Raw genomic sequence first — 15,491 nt, 5'->3', positions numbered from 1 at the left:
CGAACTCCCGCAAGGCCCCGCGCGATCTTACGCCATCGCGGGGCCTTGCGGGAGGAAAATTCTGCAGCGATCCGGTCTCCCCGTCGAAACGGGAGGAGCCGCCCCGCATGGCTGCGGGGCTTCCCCCTCACCGCGTCAGGCGCTTGTAGGTCGGGCGCTTCGGATTGACCGATTCCGGGCCGAGGCGGCGGATCTTGTCCTGCTCGTAATCCTCGAAGTTGCCCTCGAACCACTCGACGTGGCTGTCGCCCTCGAAGGCGAGGATGTGAGTGGCGAGCCGATCGAGGAACATGCGGTCGTGGCTGATCACCACGGCGCAGCCGGCATATTCCTCCAGCGCGTCTTCCAGTGCCGTCAGCGTCTCGGTGTCGAGATCGTTGGTCGGCTCGTCGAGCAGGATGACGTTGGCGCCGGACTTCAGCATCTTGGCGAGGTGAACGCGGTTGCGCTGACCGCCGGAGAGCGTGCCCACCTTCTGCTGCTGGTTCGGGCCCTTGAAGTTGAAGTTGCCGACATAGGCTCTCGAGTTCATCTCGTATTTGCCGAGCTTCATGATGTCGACGCCGCCGGAGATCTCTTCCCAGACGTTGTGGTTCGGGTCGAGGTCGTCGCGGCTCTGGTCGACATAGCCGAGATCGACGGTCTCGCCGATGTCGATCTTGCCGGAGTCGGGCTTCTCCTGCCCGGTGATCATCTTGAACAGCGTCGACTTGCCGGCGCCGTTCGGGCCGATGATGCCGACGATCCCGCCGGCCGGCAGCTTGAAGGAGAGGTTCTCGATCAGCACCCGGTCGCCGAAGCTCTTGGTCAGGTTCTCGACCTCGATCACCTTGTTGCCGAGCCGCTCGCCGGTCGGGATGACGATCTTGCCGTCGGCCGGCTTTCTGTTCTCGGCCGCCTCGACCAGCTCGTTATAGGCCTTGATGCGGGCCTTCGACTTGGTCTGGCGGGCCTTGGCGCCCTGCTGGATCCACTCCCGCTCGCGATTGATCGCCCGCATGCGGGCGTCGTCCTCGCGGCCTTCCTGGGCCATGCGCTTGGCCTTCTTTTCGAGATAGACCGAGTAGTTGCCCTCGTAGGGCACGCCGTGGCCGCGATCGAGCTCGAGAATCCAGCCGGTGACGTTGTCGAGGAAGTAGCGGTCGTGGGTGACCATCAGCACCGAGCCTTCATACTCGCGCAGGTGCTTTTCCAGCCACAGGATCGTCTCGGCATCGAGATGGTTGGTCGGCTCGTCGAGGAGCAGGATGTCGGGCTTCGACAGGAGCAGCTTGCAGAGCGCGACACGGCGGCGCTCGCCGCCGGACAAGGGCGCGATCTCGGCGTCGGCCGGCGGGCAGCGCAGCGCGTCCATCGCCATCTCGACCTGGTTTTCGAGATCCCACAGGTTCTGGGCGTCGATGACGTCCTGGAGCTTCGCCCCCTCCTCCGCGGTCTCGTCGGAGTAGTTCATCATCAATTCGTTGTAGCGGTCGAGGATCGCCTGCTTGTCGGCGACGCCTTCCATGACGTTTTCGAACACCGTCTTGTCGGGATCGAGATGCGGCTCCTGCGGCAGGTAGCCGACCTTGGCGCCTTCGGCGGCCCAGGCCTCGCCGGTGAATTCCCTGTCGACCCCCGCCATGATCTTCAGAAGGGTCGACTTGCCGGCGCCGTTCGGGCCGAGGATGCCGATCTTGGCGTCCGGGTAGAAGGACAGATGGATGTTGTCGAGAACCTTCTTGTTCCCGTAGGCCTTGGAGAGACCCGACATGTGATAGATGAACTGGCGAGCCATGGCGCGCTGCCTCTTTCGTGTCGAAGAGTGTGAGAAGTTGCGCCGTCTCTAAGCCATCTCAGCCGAAGGGGCAACGCCGGACGCGCGTTCCGGCGGCTCGAAACCGTCACGATCAGGAGGCGCTCCGCGCCGGCGAGCGGGCACCGATCGAGCCGAACTCGCCGATCGCCGCCGGACGGCAGGTGAAGAACACCCGCCGCCCGGACCCAGGGTTCATTCGCAGTCGGAGACGACGATCCTGCAGGAATTGTTGCCGCACTGCTCGAGCGCCGCGGACTCCGCCGCTCGCTGGCTCTCGCCCCAGCCGATGCCGAAGTAGTCGGCGGAGCCGGCATAGGCGCCGCAGGTGTCGAAGCGCACCACGACCTTGCAATTGCCGTTGCCCTCGTCCCGGCAGTTCTTGAGCGCGGCGGCGCCGGCCGCTTCGCGGGTCGAATAGCCGGTCGCCGTGCCGTAGCCGACGTCACCGGCTTTCATGCCCTCCTCGTCGTCCACCGCGATGGCGCCGGCGGCAAGCCCCGGGGTCGCCGGGACGAAAGCAAGGAAGCAGACGGCGAGACAGATCGCCCTCGCGGTTCTCATGACACTGATACCTTTCAGGAAAAACCGAAATCGACGTTCCGGCGTCTTGCTCTTAGCGCCGTTTCTTACGCATGGAAATGGCCGAGAAAGCTCTTTTTTCTTCCCGTGCATGCACCCTCGCCATGCCGTGCCCTATCGGCAGGGCGAAAAATTCTCGTCTCGCACGGGCGTCCCCGCGTTGCAGCCCTTCGTTAACCACGCAAACGGCCCGAGATCGAAAAATTCCGGGCTGCCAGCGCTCGAATCGCCTTCGCATTAACCTTTCGGGGGTCCCGCCGGCCTCCCTGATGGCGACGCGCAGAGGCCGGACCGACGACATCCGGGCGCATGGGCCGCTGCCTGGACTGCGATGGGGAATGGCCCGACAAGACGTCGGGCGGTCCGAAGCGATCGGCCGATCCCCTGGAAAGCCGGCGTTTCGTTGGCGACGACGCGTGTCGCCCGCTGCGAGGGCGCACGCGCGCCCGATTTCGCCACGCCCGGCATGCTTTCCGATCGATGAACGTCGACGCTGCAATTTCGCGCAAGCCGTCCATATTATTGCAAGTATATCCATCCACGAATTGCGTCAAATTTGAATATAATTTCGCTTCGACATTTCGATCGGAAGTAAAATCCGGATGTCAATCTCCTCCCAACGACGAGGAGAACGACGATGAACAAGACCAAGAAGGCGCTGGGTTTCGCCCTCGGAATGATCGGCCTTCTGGCTTCGGCCCAGGGCGCCGAAGCGGCCGCTTCCTCGCCCATGCCGACCACGGGCTACACGTCGCAGCCGATCGGCCATTACGAATTCTGCAAGCGCTATGCGACGAGCTGCGAGGCCAACGCCACCTCGGCGGCGCTCAAGCTGACGCCGCGGATCTGGGCGCGCATCGTCGACGTCAATGCGGCGGTGAACAACAACATCTTCCCGCGCACCGACGAAGAGATCTACGGCGTCGCTGAATACTGGGCCTATCCGACCAGCGAAGGCGACTGCGAAGACTTCGCTCTCCTCAAGCAGTACATGCTGGAGCGGGAAGGTATTCCGGCCTCGGCCCTGCTCGTCACCGTGGTCAAGCAGACCAATGGCGACGGCCATGCCGTGCTCACGCTGCGGACCGACCAGGGCGACTTCGTCCTCGACAACCTCGAGACCCAGATCCTGCCCTGGCAGGCGACCAGCTACACCTATCTGAAGCGGCAGTCGGCGAACGACGCCGGCAAGTGGGTCGGCATCGTCGACGACCGCAATCTCCTCGTCGGCAGCGTGCGCTGAATTTTGCGGAGCGGCAGCCGCCGCGGCTGCCCGTCGCCACCGCCTCGACGGGGGCCTCGCCGGCCGGACCGGCCCCACTGAAAGACCGACGCCCTGGCCGATTCGGCCGTCGGGAGTCGTCAGACCGCCCCGGGCGACCCGTCCCGCCCGGGAGGTTCCGGGGGCTGGCTCGCCGCTCGCGGCGTCCAGCCTCCGGGTTACCCTCCGGTCAGCCGGTCATTCGAGATCGATGTCGAGGATCGTCATGGTCAGGTGGTAGGACAGTTCGCCCTCATCGGTGTCCTTGGCGATCAGGCCGACGAACTCGTCCTTGATGTAGAGTTCCGCGGAGTCCGTCTTGCGAGGCATGCCGCGCACGGACAGATCGACGCCATCGAAGGTTCTTTTCAGATAGGCTTCGAGCTTTCTGATTTCGGCGGGGCTCAATGCTCTCTCCTCGCTGCTGTGGTAAACGTTTAGCTAGGGTGGATCGCGGCGAGTTCGATGGGGGCCGGGGATTTCCGGCGAGGCCCCGTCCTTCGTGGTCGTCCGGGCCGATGACGGATGCAGCGGAGCGAACGAAGCCGTCCATACGTCGGCGTCCCGCGATCCGGCATCCGTTACCCCACGGGAGGCGGGAACGGTCGTTGCGAGAACCTCGCCGCGGCCGACGATGCCCGCCCGGTCAAGCATCCCGGCGAACGGCGACCGCGGAGGCGACGCTCCACTCCTTTTGGCGCCTTTCAAGACCGGGCGACAGCTGCCTGCCGGGCGTCGTCATCCGCGCCCCAGGCGAATTGCGGACGGAAGAACAGGCCGGCATCCCTTCCGGCCTCGTTTTTGATCGCTTGCGGACTTCCGGCCTCGGATCACTCCTCGCGGCCGAATCCCTGGTCCATCTCGCGGGCCGGCTGGTCGCAGATCGCCTCGCCGATCACCTTGGCCGGAACGCCGGCCACCACGGCATTGGCCGGCACTTCCTTCAGCACCACCGAGCCGGCGGCGATCTTCGAGCAGTTGCCGATCCTGATGTTGCCGAGAACCTTGGCGCCTGCGCCGATCAGGACGCCCGAACCGATCTTCGGATGGCGGTCGCCGAATTCCTTGCCGGTGCCGCCGAGCGTCACGTCCTGAAGGATCGAAACGTTGTCGCCGATCACGGCCGTGAAGCCGACGACGAGCCCCGTGGCATGGTCGAGAAAGATGCCGCGCCCCATCCGCGCGGCCGGATGGATGTCGGTCTGGAACACGGCGGAGGAGCGGGACTGGAGATAGAGCGCGAAGTCGCGCCGCCCCGTTTCCCACAGCCAGTGAGCCAGCCGATGAGTCTGGATGGCGTGGAAGCCCTTGAAGTAGAGCAGCGGCTCCAGATAGCGCTCGCAGGCGGGATCGCGGTCGTAGACCGCCTGGATGTCGATGCGCACCGTCTCGGCGAAGTCCGGATCGGCGGCGATCATGTCGCCGAAGGCCTGGGCGATCAGCACCGCCGGCACGTCCGGATGGTCGAGCCGCTGCGAGATCCGGTGCACCAGCGCCGCCTCGAAGCTCGGCTGGTTGAGGACCGTTGCGTGGATGAAGCTGGCGAGGACGGGCTCGTCGGCCGCGACGCCCTTCGCTTCGCCGCGGATCTCCGCGAAGATCGGGTCGATGGCCTGGATCCTGTCCTGGCTCTTCGTGCTTGCGACGCTCATGGTGTTCTCCCATGGCAAATTGCGGCGGGTGTCGTCCGGCGCGCCAAGTTGGAGGAGATTTAAGCGATCGGCGCGGGAAGGGAAAGGGCGGGTGCCGGATCCTCGCGCCGCCGTCGCCGCGAGTTCTTCTCGACGGGTCTTCGAGAAAAGCTCAAGAGGGCGCGTTCAGGAAGGCGATCACCCGCTGCTTGAACCGCCGGTCGCCCACGGACAGCATGTGGTCGCGCCCTTCGATCGCCAGCACCTCGGCGTTTGGCAGCAGCGCCGCGAGCGGCTCCGGCGCCCCGGCGATGTCGTCCTCCGTGCCGACCCCGATCAGCACCTTCTGGCCGATCCGCCCGACCTCCTCCTCGGTCAATTCGTCGCGAGAGGTCTCGATGCAGGCGGCGAGCGCCAGCCGGTCGCTCTTCGTCTTGTCGGCGAAGGCGCGGAACATCCGGCCGCGCGGGTGGCTGACGTCGTCGAGCGACGGCGCCCGCAGCGCCGCGGCGATCGGATCCCAGTCGCCGACACCCTTCACGAGGCCGATGCCGAGACCGCCGAGGACGAGCCGCTCCACGCGCTGCGGCTCGGCCAGCGCCGCGAAGGCCGAGACCCGGGCGCCCATCGAATAGCCGAAGAAGGTGGCCGAGCCGATGCCGAGATGATCGAGCAGCGCGAAACAGTCCGACGCCATCATCCGCGGCGTATAGGCGGCGGGATCCTGCGGCTTGTCGCTCTTGCCGTGGCCGCGATGATCGAAGGCGACGGCGCGGTAGCCCGCCTCGGTCAGCGCCTGGACCCAGCCGGGCTCGATCCAGTTCACCCGCATCGAGGAGGCGAAGCCGTGCACCAGGAGGACGGCCGGCCGGTCCTTCTCGCCCTCGTCGAGAAAGGCGAGGGCGAGCCCGTCATGTTCGAATGTGCCGGTGGTCATGGCCGTTCCTGCATGCTGTTGGGGGTCCGTCGGGTCATGGACATTCGATAGCGCGGGCGAGACTGCCTGACACCCCCTGTTCTTTTCGCAATTGCGGTAATATGGTCCGGCTCCATCGCAGGCAGGACGTTTTTAAGGTTGCAAGCAGTCATGGCCGGTCATCCGATTCCGCATTTTTCGAACGACGCCGGGCACGCGACCATCTCGGTCGGCGTCAAGGAGTTCATGTGCGTCGGCGCCAATCCGCCCCATGATCATCCCCATGTCTTCCTCGACATGGGCGACGAGCCGGAGATCGTCTGCAGCTACTGCTCGACGCTCTACCGCTACGACCCGTCCCTGAAGGCGGACGAGACGCGGCCGGAAGGCTGCCTCTTCGCCGCGGCCGCCTGAGGAAAGGCGCACCGGCCGGCCCGGAGGCGGGACTGCATCTCGCCGGCTTCTTTTCCGCGCCATCGGCCGAAACGGCTGCAGCATCATGAGCCAGAGCCAACCCTTCATCGCGATCGTCGGCGGCGGCGTCGCCGGCCTCACGACCGCCCTTTGTCTCGCCCGCGTCGGCCTCGCCTCGACGATCTTCGAACGGGCGAACGAATTGTCCGAAGTCGGGGCCGGGCTGCAGCTTTCGCCCAATGCCCTCTCGGTGATGGACCGGCTGGGCCTGTTGCCGGCGCTGAAAGCGGTCGGCGTCGCGGCGGACCGCGTGGTTCTCAAGCGCGGCTCGAGCGGCCGGACGATCGCCGCGGTGCCGGTTCATGCCGGCGACGGAACACCCTATCTCTCCCTGCATCGCGCCGACCTCCAGGCCGTGCTGCTCGACGCCGTCCTGCGCGAGCCGAAGATCTCGCTGCGGCTCGGCGCCGAGATCGCCGCCCTCGGCCCGGGCGAGCATGCGGTCGAACTCGGTCTGGCGAATGGCGGTGAAACCGTCCTCGCCGATTTCGTGATCGCTGCCGACGGCGTCCGATCGGCAATCGTCCGCCAGATGGGGCTCGCGCCCGCCACGCCGACGGGAACGACCGCCTGGCGCACGACAATCGAGGACGACGGCGAGACCGAGGACGACGGCGAGACGCCCCCCGGCGCCGGGGACGGCATCCGCGCCTGGCTCGGCGCCAGGCGGCATGCGGTCGCCTATCCGATCCGCGCCGGCCGCGCCGTCAATCTCGTGATGATCACCCGCTCCGACGACGACCCCGGCGCCGCACACCGCCTGATCGCCGGCTTCTCGCGGTGGGACGCGCAGCTCGTCGGGCTGATCGGCCGCGCACCGGCCCCGACGCCCTGGCCGCTTTTCGCCGCCCCCGGCTCGCGCCCCTTCACCCTCGGCAACGGCCGCATCCTCCTCGTCGGCGATGCCGCCCATGCCATGGCGCCCTATGCCGCACAGGGCGCCGGCATGGCGATCGAGGATGCCGCCGTCCTCGCCGAAGCGATCGTCCGAACGAACGAGCCTCGTGCGGCTGCCGGCCGCTACGAGGCCGCACGACGGCCGCGCATCGACGCGGTCCGCAAGCGCGTCGGGTTCCACCGTTTCGTCTACCATCTGCCGGCCCCTTTCTCGCTCGGCCGCGACATGGCTCTGGCGCTGCGACCCCATGACGCGCTGAGGGCCGATCTCGCCTGGCTCTACGACTGGCGCGCGCCGGCCCTGGCGGCGGATCGTCCGCACGCCGACGACGTCGGCGTCCCGCGGTGACGGAACGCCCCGCCGCGTCCGACCGTTTGTCCTGACCCTGATCGACCCGGGAACGGTGCCGACGACGGCCGAAGAGCCATCCATCGGCACCCGTGGGCGTCAGGCCGTTGCAAGGGACGAAACGCGAAGGTCATAATCTTCATGTCGAATATCAAACGCCGCGGCAGGTTCGTCGGTATCGCCGCCCTCGCCGCATCGACGGCCCTTTCGGGTCCGGTCGCAGCGCCAGCCTTCGCCGCGCCGATCGCGCGCAGCGCCGTCGCTGCCGGAACCGCTCCGAGCGACATGGGCGAGCCGGGATCGTTCCGGGTCGCCCAGGCGGACGAGGCTCCCGCAGCCGGAGCGCCGGCCGAAGAGCTCCCGCCTCGCGAGGAACCGGCACCCGAACAGGCGGCGCCCGAGCCGGCACCCGAACCAGTTCCGGAACCAGCCCCGGCGCCCGAACCCGCACCCGCGCAGGCCGAACCTCCTGCTGCCGAGGAGCCGGCCCCCGCGCCGAGCGAGGCTCCGGCCGAGCCGGCGCCGGCCGAGCCCGAAGCGCCCGCTGCCGCGGCCCCGGAACCCGAGCCCGCCCCGGCACAGCCGGAAGCGGAAGCCCCTGCCGAGACGCCGGACGAGCCGGCAGGCGCGACGGACACGCAATCACCGGCCGATGCCGCGCCGGCGCCCGAGAGCCCGCCCGCTGCGGAAGAGAAAGCCGCCCCCGCGCCGACCGATCGGCCCGCGAATGAGCCCGTCCCCGGCGAAAAGCCCACCGAGGCGGCGCCGGAAGCCCCCGTGCCGTCGACGTCTCCGACCCGGAGCGAGAGCGACGAACCCGCCGCCTCCGAGGGCGACGCCCGACCGGAGCGTCGCGGATCGCGTGGACGAGACCGCGCGAACGAGCCGCGCGGCTCGGACGGTCCGGGTGAACAGGGATCCGATCAGGCCGGGGGAACCAGCGCGGCACCGGGCGCCGCGCCGGCAGCCGACGCCCCTCGCGGCAACGGCGAAGACGGCCGGAACGCCACCGGCGCCGGCGCGCCTGCCGGAAACGGCGAGCAGCCGCAGTCCGGCGAGGGCGAAGGCCAGGAGGCCGCAGCCCCCCAGGAGCGACCGACCGAGCAGCCTCAGGCCGTCCCGGCCGACGTTCAGAACGCTCCCGTCGAGGACGGGCGGATCGACGCCAGCGACGCCAGGGTCCAGCAGCTTCGCGAGCCGGTGAACATCACGCCGATCACCGAGGAGCAGGGCGAGCGCATCGAGCCGCAGGCGCGCGGCGAGCGCGGCGAGCGAAATCGCCGAGGCGGACGCGACGGCCGCGAGGCTCGCGGCGAGCGAGACGGTCAGCGGGGACGCGACGGCGAGCTGCCGCCGAACGTCGAGGTGGTCAAGCGTGACGACGACGGCCGCGAGATCCTGTCGATCGTCGGCGCCGCCGCGGCGGGTGCCGTCGCGGGCGCGGCTGCCAGCTATTTCATCAAGGGCGACGACCAGCCACGCCTGTCCCGCAACGCCCAGGAGACCTATTACGAGCGGCTGCCGCGCGGCCGGACCCGCCAGGTCATCGTCCGCGAGAACGGCGTCCAGGTGATCACCATCACCAATCGCTACGGCGACATCGTCCGTCGCTCGCGCGTCCTGCCGGACGGTCGTGAGGTCGTGCTGTTCTACGATCCCTATTCGGGAGACGACGACCGCCCGACCTACGAGATCGATGCCGGCCGCGACCTGCCGCCGCTCGAAGTCGAGATCCCGCGCGACGAATATGTCGTCGACGTCGCTCGTCCGGACGAGGACCTCTACTATCGCACGCTCGTGGCTCCGCCGGTCGAGACGGTCGAGCGGATCTATTCCGTCGACGAGGTCGTGCGCTCCGAGCGCATTCGCGACAAGGTTCGCCGGATCGACCTCAACACCATCAATTTCGACTTCGGCTCCTCCCAGATCGCCCAGGAACAGGTGGGCAATCTCGAAGCCCTGGCGGATGCGATCAAGGAGGTCGTCGACAAGAATCCGTCGGAAACCTTCCTGATCGAAGGGCATACCGACGCAGTGGGTTCGGAGATCGCCAATCTGGCGCTGTCCGACCGGCGGGCCGAGGCCGTCGCCACCGCGCTGACGGAATATTTCGAGGTTCCGCCGGAAAACCTCGTCACGCAAGGCTATGGCGAGGCGTATCTGAAAGTCGATACGCAGGCGCAGAACCGCGAAAACCGTCGGGTGACGGTGCGCCGGATCACCTCGCTGGTGAAACCGGTCCAGACCTCCGGCAACTGAGGGCGCAGGCCCGAAGGCGGCGGCCGCCGTGGAAACCTCGCTTCCTGGTGGCCGTTGCTGAACGAGAAAACGAAACCGGGCCGACGCTTCGATGGAGCGCCGGCCCGATCCATATGAAAGGGACGAGAACGATGAGCCTGACCGACAAGACCTTCATCGTCACCGGCGCGGCCTCCGGCATCGGCCGCGTCGTCGCCCTCCAGTTGCTGTCCGAGGGCGGCAAGGTGCTTGCCATGGACACCGACCGGGCCGGCCTCGACGCGCTGTCGCGAGGCGGCGGCACGACAGACAGGGAACGACTGCACACTTTCGTCGGCGACGTTGCCGAGGAGGACGACGTCGCCGCCTGCATCCGCCGGGCGGGCGACCATTTCGGCTCGATCGACGGCATCGTCTGCAACGCCGGCATCATGAAGCGCATTCCCGCGCAGGACCTGTCCTACGAAGACTGGCACCGGGTCCTCGACGTCAACCTCTCCCAGAGCTTCCTCTTCGCCAGGCATGGCGGTCCGAAGCTGCGGGAGACCAAAGGCGCGATGCTGCTCGTCTCCTCGACACGCGCCTTCATGTCGGAGGCCGACACCGAATCCTATTCCGCGACCAAGGGCGGGCTCTTCGCCCTCGCCCATTCGCTCGCCGTCAGCCTCTCGCCCGACGTCCGGGTCAATGCCGTCGCGCCCGGCTGGATCGACGTTTCGGGTGATGAACTGCGCCCGGTCGACCACCAGCAGCATCTCGTCGGCCGCGTCGGCGTGCCGGAAGACATCGCCCATGCGGCCGCATTCCTCCTCGACGGCGAGAAGGCCGGCTTCGTCACCGGCCAGACTCTGGTCGTCGACGGCGGCATGACGCGCAAGATGATCTACGCCGAGTGAGACTGGAACGGCAGGTGCCGGCTTGGCGGGGCGGGTCTTCTCCCTCACCCTGCCGAAACACTCCCGCCGATCAGTCCTCGTCTTCGTCGTCGGTATGGCGGGCCTGCTCGGCGGAAAGGAAGTCACCGAGGGCGGTCAGCGGCTCGACATAGCTCGCGAAGACCTTGATGCAGACCATCAGCGGCACGGCGAGGAACATGCCGACGACGCCCCAGATCCAGCCCCAGAAGGCGACCGACAGGAAGATCGCGGCGGCGTTCATCTCCAGGCGCCGGCCGACGATCATCGGCGTCAGGAACTGGCCTTCGACGGCCGTACAGGCGAGATAGAGCAGCACCGGAACGGCGGCGCTCGACAGGTGGCCGAATTCCGCCAGCGCGATGACGCCGACGAGCGCCATACCCATGATCGAGCCGATATAGGGGATGAAGTTGAGCAGCGTCGCCAGCGCCCCGAACACCGCCGGCGTCGGCATCCCGACCCACCAAAGGCAGGCGCCGACGGCGATGCCGAGGCAGATGTTGATCAGCGTGATGGTGAAGAGGTAGCGCGACAGCTCGCGCTCGATGTCGTGGGCGATGTGCAGCGCCCGCTTCTTGTCCGACATCGTCGGCATCGACCGGACGAGCTTCTGGTAGAACAGGTCCCCGGAGGCGAGCAGGAAATAGAGAAAGATCAGCGAGAAGGCGATCGAGGCGAGGATCTGCGGCGCCGTCTGCGTGACGTTGTCGAGGAGGCCGGGGTTCTTGACCACCACTTCCCGCGGCTCGTCGTCGGATTGCTGGTCTCCGGGCGCTGCCTCGGACGCGGCGGTGCGGACCTCTCTCTGTGCCGCCTGGAAGCGGTTCAGCCGGTCGCGGATCGACCGCATCTCGTCGTCGACGGCCGCCGCGTAACGTGGCGCGTCGTTGACGAGATTGGTGATCGGATCGCTCAGCATGTAGAAGCCGAGCGTCAGGGTCATCAGCGAGCCGACCACCAGCACGAGCGCCGAAAGCGGCTCCCAGATCTTCAGCCGGCGCCGCAGGAACCGGACGATCGGGCTCATCACCAGTGCGAAGATCACTGCCAGGATCACCGGCAGGAGAAAGCTTGCCGTCAGATAGAGTGCGCCGAAGAAGAGGATGAAGAAAATGCCGACCACGGCCCAGCGCGGGCCCGTCTCGAAGTTCTGCGTGTTGACGAGACCGATGGTCGGGGAAATCGTCGTGGAGCGCTGCTCGCTCCGCCGGTGGGCTTCTTTTTCCGACGACAATTCATCCCCCGGACACGAAAGTTGCCATCTCAACGGCGCGCGATCTTCAAAGTTCCGCGATAATAGCCGAGGCTGAGGGCCCGCCATGGTCGTGCGGGCCCCGCTCGATCGCCGCCGAGAGGGCGAGAGAACCCGCCCCGGCACGCGCCCTCGTGACATTCGGCCAGCCGGACCCGACGTTCAATCGCCGACCGCCACCGGCCCGGACGAGACCATCTTCAGCTTCCAGCCCGCCGCCGCGGTGTCGTCGAGGTCGAGCTGGCTGGTCAGATAGGCCAGCCGGTCGCGGTCGGTCCCCTTCGCCGTGCAGAAGCGGTCCTGCAGATAGAAGGGCGGAATCGCCTGATAGTAGAGGGTCGCCTCGACGCTCGCGACCTGACCGTCGAGCGACGCCAGGTCGATCTCGTAGTCGAGCGTGTCGCCGCCGCCGGTGACGTAGTCCGGGTCGTCGCCGACGGCGACCGAACCCGTGTCCTCGGCGAGCGCCGTGCCCTTCGAGCCGAGCGCATTGGCGATCTTCACGCGCTCCTCGAAGGGCAGATAGCCCGACGGCAGGATGCGGTTGTCCTTCACATGGCTGCAGATCGACAGGAAGCTCGTCGTCAGTTGGCCGGCGGGCGCCGCGTCGTGGCCGCACATCGCCTCGCCGGAGGGGGCCGGCGTCGAGACGAGTTCCTGATAGATCTGTGCCTCGCTCTCGCTGGTGATCGTCTGATAATGCGGCTGGTGCCGCCGCTCCAGCGGCGCGACGCGGGCCGAACAGTTCGGCTCCCACCACAGTTCGCCCGGCAGCGGTTCGCCCTTGCCGTCGACGATGACGCCGGCGGCGTTCGTGCCGCCCGACGTCCACAACGGCTTGCCGGCCGCATCGAGCGCCCGGAACTCGACGAAGGCCCGTCTGAAACCGACGCCGGAGGGGAACTTGTGCCCGACGTCGGACGCGATCTTCACGGTCGCCGCGAGCCGCCCGTCCGCCTGGCTGACCTTCGTCACCGCAATCGACGCCGACAGCGTCTCGGCATTCTCCAGCATCTTGTCGCGGGTCGTGACGATGTTGTCGACGCCTTTCGAGACCAGCATCGGATCCTGGACGGCGATGCCGAGGAAATCCGGAAACTGGTCGGCCATCTCGATCAGGAAGACGTTGAGGCCGACGAGAGTGTGGAGCGCGAAGCCGACGCGGCGCTCCAGATCGATCGCGTCCGGCCCGAGGGCGTTTTCCGCCGCGGGGAAATTGCTGTGCTCCTGGATGCTGGCGATCTTCGAGACGAGCGGCTGACCGGTCTCGTCGTGGCTCTTCATGTGGCAGTCCTGGCAGCTCTGGGCCTTGGGTCCCTCCCCTTCGGGAAGGCTGCCGTTCGCCGTCAGTCCGGTGCGGTAGTCGCTGAAGGCCCATTCGGGATAGGTCGTCTGCTCGAAGGTGTAGCCGAGGGTCTTGCCCCGATCGAGCACCGGCAGATGCACCGTGTGGCAGCTGCCGCAAAGGTCCGACTTCAGGAACGTCTCGTCGTGCTCGGGCTGGATCCCGAGGGCGTTCTTCATCGGGACCTGCCTGGGATCCTCGAACGGCCCCTTCAGGCGATCGGCCGCGCCGACGAAATAGCTGCCGGTGAAGGTGCGCGCGAAGCCTTCGGCGAGGTCCTTCGGATTGAGCTGATCCTGCCGGGCGACGATGCAGCGATTGGCCTCGCTGTCCTTTGCCAAGGCGATGTCGGCATCCTTGAAGATCGCATGGTGGCAGGCGGTGCAGGAGATGCCGTCGCGGGCGAGCGCGCCGAAATCCGCGTGCTCGGCGCCGGGATTGTTCGGCGGATAGGGCACGGCGTCGGCCATCGAGCGCTCGAAATTCGGGCAGCCTCCGCCCTTCGAGGCGCCGTCGAGCTGAAACTGCCGCTGGCCCTGGATGCCGTGGCAGCCGAGGCAGATCGACTGCACTTCCGGCGAAACGTCGGGGTGAAAGGTCTGGGTTTCGCTCGCCAGCTGCGAAAAGAAGATCGGGTCGCGGCCGGCAAGGCCCATCGGCGAGTTCCGCCAGGTGCCGTAGGGCGACATGTTGATCAGCTTCGAGCCGTCCGGATTGTGCACCTTGTCGAGCGGCGCCGGCCTGGTCATGTCGAACTGCAGCCCGGTGCTGCCGGCGTCGTGGCAGCCGACGCACTGGTCCGAAGTGAGGTACTGGCTCTTTTCGGTGGTCTCGGCGTGTTCCTTGACCCAGACCGTGTCGTAGCTCGCCGACGGCATCTGCAGCGAGCCGACGTCCTTCGGCAGCTGCGCGAAAACGTAGTCGAACAGCGCCGCGACGTCGGGATTGAGTTCCTTCGGCGCGGGCTTCGGATCGTCGACCGCCGGCGCGACGTCGGTCAGCGCCTCGTGATGGGGCTCGGCCCCGAGATCGAGGGCGAAGTCCTGCGACAGGAAGGCGATCGGCCGGCCGGGTTCGCCCTCGATGTTCGTCAGGCTGGAAAAGGTCGAATTGGCCTGCGCCGACGCATGGCAGTTCAGGCAGTACTGGCCGAAGCCCTGATAGGGCAGCCCGTTCGAGGGGCGCGGCGGCCAGTCGATATTGGCCTTCGGATCGTCGCTCCAGCCGTACCAGCCCCAGTACCAGCCGTCATGGGAAGCCTTGGCGTCGCGCACCATGAAGGCCGCGCCGCTGGTCGGCTTCAGCATGGCCGGATCTTCCTTGGCGCAGAGCGCCGCCGGCGCCGGATACATCTCCTTGACGATCATCGCGCCGTCGGGGACCGGCGGCTCCTCGGCCGGGCGCGCCGCTTCGTCGGAAGGGCGCGCGGTCTTCAGCCAGTCGAGCATTTCCGGCGAATACCAGATCACGACGGGGGCATGGGTGCCGCGGTCCGATCCCATCCAGGCGCCGTTGACGAGGCTGGCGACATAGGGGCCGGTGTCGCGCACGAATTTGTCGCGAACCCAGCCGGCGGCCGGGTCCCGATGGCAGAAATGCGAGAAATACTGGTTGAGCGCTTCCTCGTATTCGTTGAGCGGCAGGGCGGCGGGCTTGCGCACGACCGGATCGAGGCGCTTGCAGAGGGCGAGGTCGTCGGGAAGCTGAGGCGTCTTCTGCAAGGCCACGCAGGCGGCATCGGCGGAGGTCGCCGCCATCGCGGCGAAAGCGATGGCCACCAGCCATCGCGTGAAGCTGCCCGACATCGTGCCAACCCTCCCGGTCGAATCGTCGT

At 67.4% G+C, this 15,491-nt stretch carries 12 protein-coding genes; 5 read left to right on the top strand and 7 right to left on the bottom strand.

Annotation, left to right across the window (positions count from 1 at the left end; genetic code table 11):
• Positions 1-127: 127 nt before the first annotated feature.
• On the bottom strand, positions 128-1,777 hold the full coding sequence (gene ettA, locus LZD57_RS04730; protein ID WP_233717979.1) for an energy-dependent translational throttle protein EttA: 1,650 nt from the start codon (positions 1,775-1,777) through the stop codon (positions 128-130).
• 213 nt (positions 1,778-1,990) lie between these two features.
• The gene (locus tag LZD57_RS04725) at positions 1,991-2,359 is read right to left on the bottom strand and encodes a DUF4189 domain-containing protein (RefSeq protein ID WP_233717978.1); all 369 of its coding nucleotides are present in this window, start codon (positions 2,357-2,359) and stop codon (positions 1,991-1,993) included.
• A 655-nt stretch (positions 2,360-3,014) separates the two neighbouring features.
• On the opposite strand from LZD57_RS04725, the gene LZD57_RS04720 reads away from it, so the two are divergent.
• Complete coding sequence (locus tag LZD57_RS04720; RefSeq protein ID WP_420844742.1) at positions 3,015-3,620, top strand: transglutaminase-like cysteine peptidase; 606 nt, start codon at positions 3,015-3,017, stop codon at positions 3,618-3,620.
• 216 nt (positions 3,621-3,836) lie between these two features.
• Here the strand turns inward: LZD57_RS04720 and LZD57_RS04715 are convergent, their stop codons facing one another.
• The 3 genes from LZD57_RS04715 to LZD57_RS04705 form a co-directional block, all read right to left on the bottom strand.
• On the bottom strand, positions 3,837-4,046 hold the full coding sequence (locus LZD57_RS04715; protein WP_233717977.1) for a DUF3126 family protein: 210 nt from the start codon (positions 4,044-4,046) through the stop codon (positions 3,837-3,839).
• A gap of 422 nt (positions 4,047-4,468) precedes the next feature.
• Positions 4,469-5,290 (bottom strand): serine O-acetyltransferase, encoded by an 822-nt coding sequence (gene cysE / locus LZD57_RS04710; protein WP_233717976.1) that lies wholly within the window; start codon positions 5,288-5,290, stop codon positions 4,469-4,471.
• 151 nt (positions 5,291-5,441) lie between these two features.
• A complete protein-coding gene (locus LZD57_RS04705; protein ID WP_233717975.1) occupies positions 5,442-6,206 on the bottom strand; it encodes an alpha/beta fold hydrolase in 765 nt (254 codons plus the stop codon).
• Between the two features lie 150 nt (positions 6,207-6,356).
• On the opposite strand from LZD57_RS04705, the gene LZD57_RS04700 reads away from it, so the two are divergent.
• The 4 genes from LZD57_RS04700 to LZD57_RS04685 all read left to right on the top strand — a co-directional run bounded on the left by LZD57_RS04700 (position 6,357) and on the right by LZD57_RS04685 (position 11,039).
• Positions 6,357-6,599 carry a zinc-finger domain-containing protein gene (locus LZD57_RS04700; protein ID WP_233717974.1) on the top strand — a complete coding sequence of 81 codons (243 nt, stop codon included), beginning with the start codon at positions 6,357-6,359 and terminating at the stop codon, positions 6,597-6,599.
• Between the two features lie 85 nt (positions 6,600-6,684).
• Positions 6,685-7,905, top strand: a complete 1,221-nt coding sequence (locus tag LZD57_RS04695) for an FAD-dependent monooxygenase (protein WP_233717973.1) — start codon at positions 6,685-6,687, stop codon at positions 7,903-7,905.
• A 141-nt stretch (positions 7,906-8,046) separates the two neighbouring features.
• Positions 8,047-10,164: an OmpA family protein gene (locus LZD57_RS04690; RefSeq protein ID WP_233717972.1), complete on the top strand. Its 2,118-nt coding sequence runs from the start codon at positions 8,047-8,049 to the stop codon at positions 10,162-10,164.
• A 131-nt stretch (positions 10,165-10,295) separates the two neighbouring features.
• On the top strand, positions 10,296-11,039 hold the full coding sequence (locus LZD57_RS04685; RefSeq protein ID WP_233717971.1) for an SDR family oxidoreductase: 744 nt from the start codon (positions 10,296-10,298) through the stop codon (positions 11,037-11,039).
• Between the two features lie 70 nt (positions 11,040-11,109).
• Here LZD57_RS04685 and LZD57_RS04680 read toward each other — a convergent pair whose 3' ends face one another.
• Complete coding sequence (locus LZD57_RS04680; RefSeq protein ID WP_233717970.1) at positions 11,110-12,294, bottom strand: AI-2E family transporter; 1,185 nt, start codon at positions 12,292-12,294, stop codon at positions 11,110-11,112.
• A 180-nt stretch (positions 12,295-12,474) separates the two neighbouring features.
• A complete protein-coding gene (locus tag LZD57_RS04675) occupies positions 12,475-15,462 on the bottom strand; it encodes a cytochrome P460 family protein (RefSeq protein ID WP_233717969.1) in 2,988 nt (995 codons plus the stop codon).
• Between the last annotated feature and the right edge of the window lie 29 nt (positions 15,463-15,491).

Source organism: Jiella avicenniae (assembly GCF_021390325.1).
Taxonomy (GTDB): Bacteria; Pseudomonadota; Alphaproteobacteria; order Rhizobiales; family Rhizobiaceae; genus Jiella; species Jiella avicenniae.
This window is presented reverse-complemented; position numbering and strand designations above follow the sequence as displayed.

Excerpts from the sequence above, each read along its gene's own strand:
- LZD57_RS04685 (WP_233717971.1), top strand. The coding sequence starts at position 10,296 with ATGAGCCTGACCGACAAGACCTTCATCGTCACCGGCGCGGCCTCCGGC.
- ettA (WP_233717979.1), bottom strand. The coding sequence starts at position 1,777 with ATGGCTCGCCAGTTCATCTATCACATGTCGGGTCTCTCCAAGGCCTAC.
- LZD57_RS04725 (WP_233717978.1), bottom strand. The coding sequence starts at position 2,359 with ATGAGAACCGCGAGGGCGATCTGTCTCGCCGTCTGCTTCCTTGCTTTC.
- cysE (WP_233717976.1), bottom strand. The coding sequence starts at position 5,290 with ATGAGCGTCGCAAGCACGAAGAGCCAGGACAGGATCCAGGCCATCGAC.
- LZD57_RS04720 (WP_420844742.1), top strand. The coding sequence starts at position 3,015 with ATGAACAAGACCAAGAAGGCGCTGGGTTTCGCCCTCGGAATGATCGGC.
- LZD57_RS04700 (WP_233717974.1), top strand. The coding sequence starts at position 6,357 with ATGGCCGGTCATCCGATTCCGCATTTTTCGAACGACGCCGGGCACGCG.
- LZD57_RS04705 (WP_233717975.1), bottom strand. The coding sequence starts at position 6,206 with ATGACCACCGGCACATTCGAACATGACGGGCTCGCCCTCGCCTTTCTC.
- LZD57_RS04695 (WP_233717973.1), top strand. The coding sequence starts at position 6,685 with ATGAGCCAGAGCCAACCCTTCATCGCGATCGTCGGCGGCGGCGTCGCC.
- LZD57_RS04675 (WP_233717969.1), bottom strand. The coding sequence starts at position 15,462 with ATGTCGGGCAGCTTCACGCGATGGCTGGTGGCCATCGCTTTCGCCGCG.
- LZD57_RS04690 (WP_233717972.1), top strand. The coding sequence starts at position 8,047 with ATGTCGAATATCAAACGCCGCGGCAGGTTCGTCGGTATCGCCGCCCTC.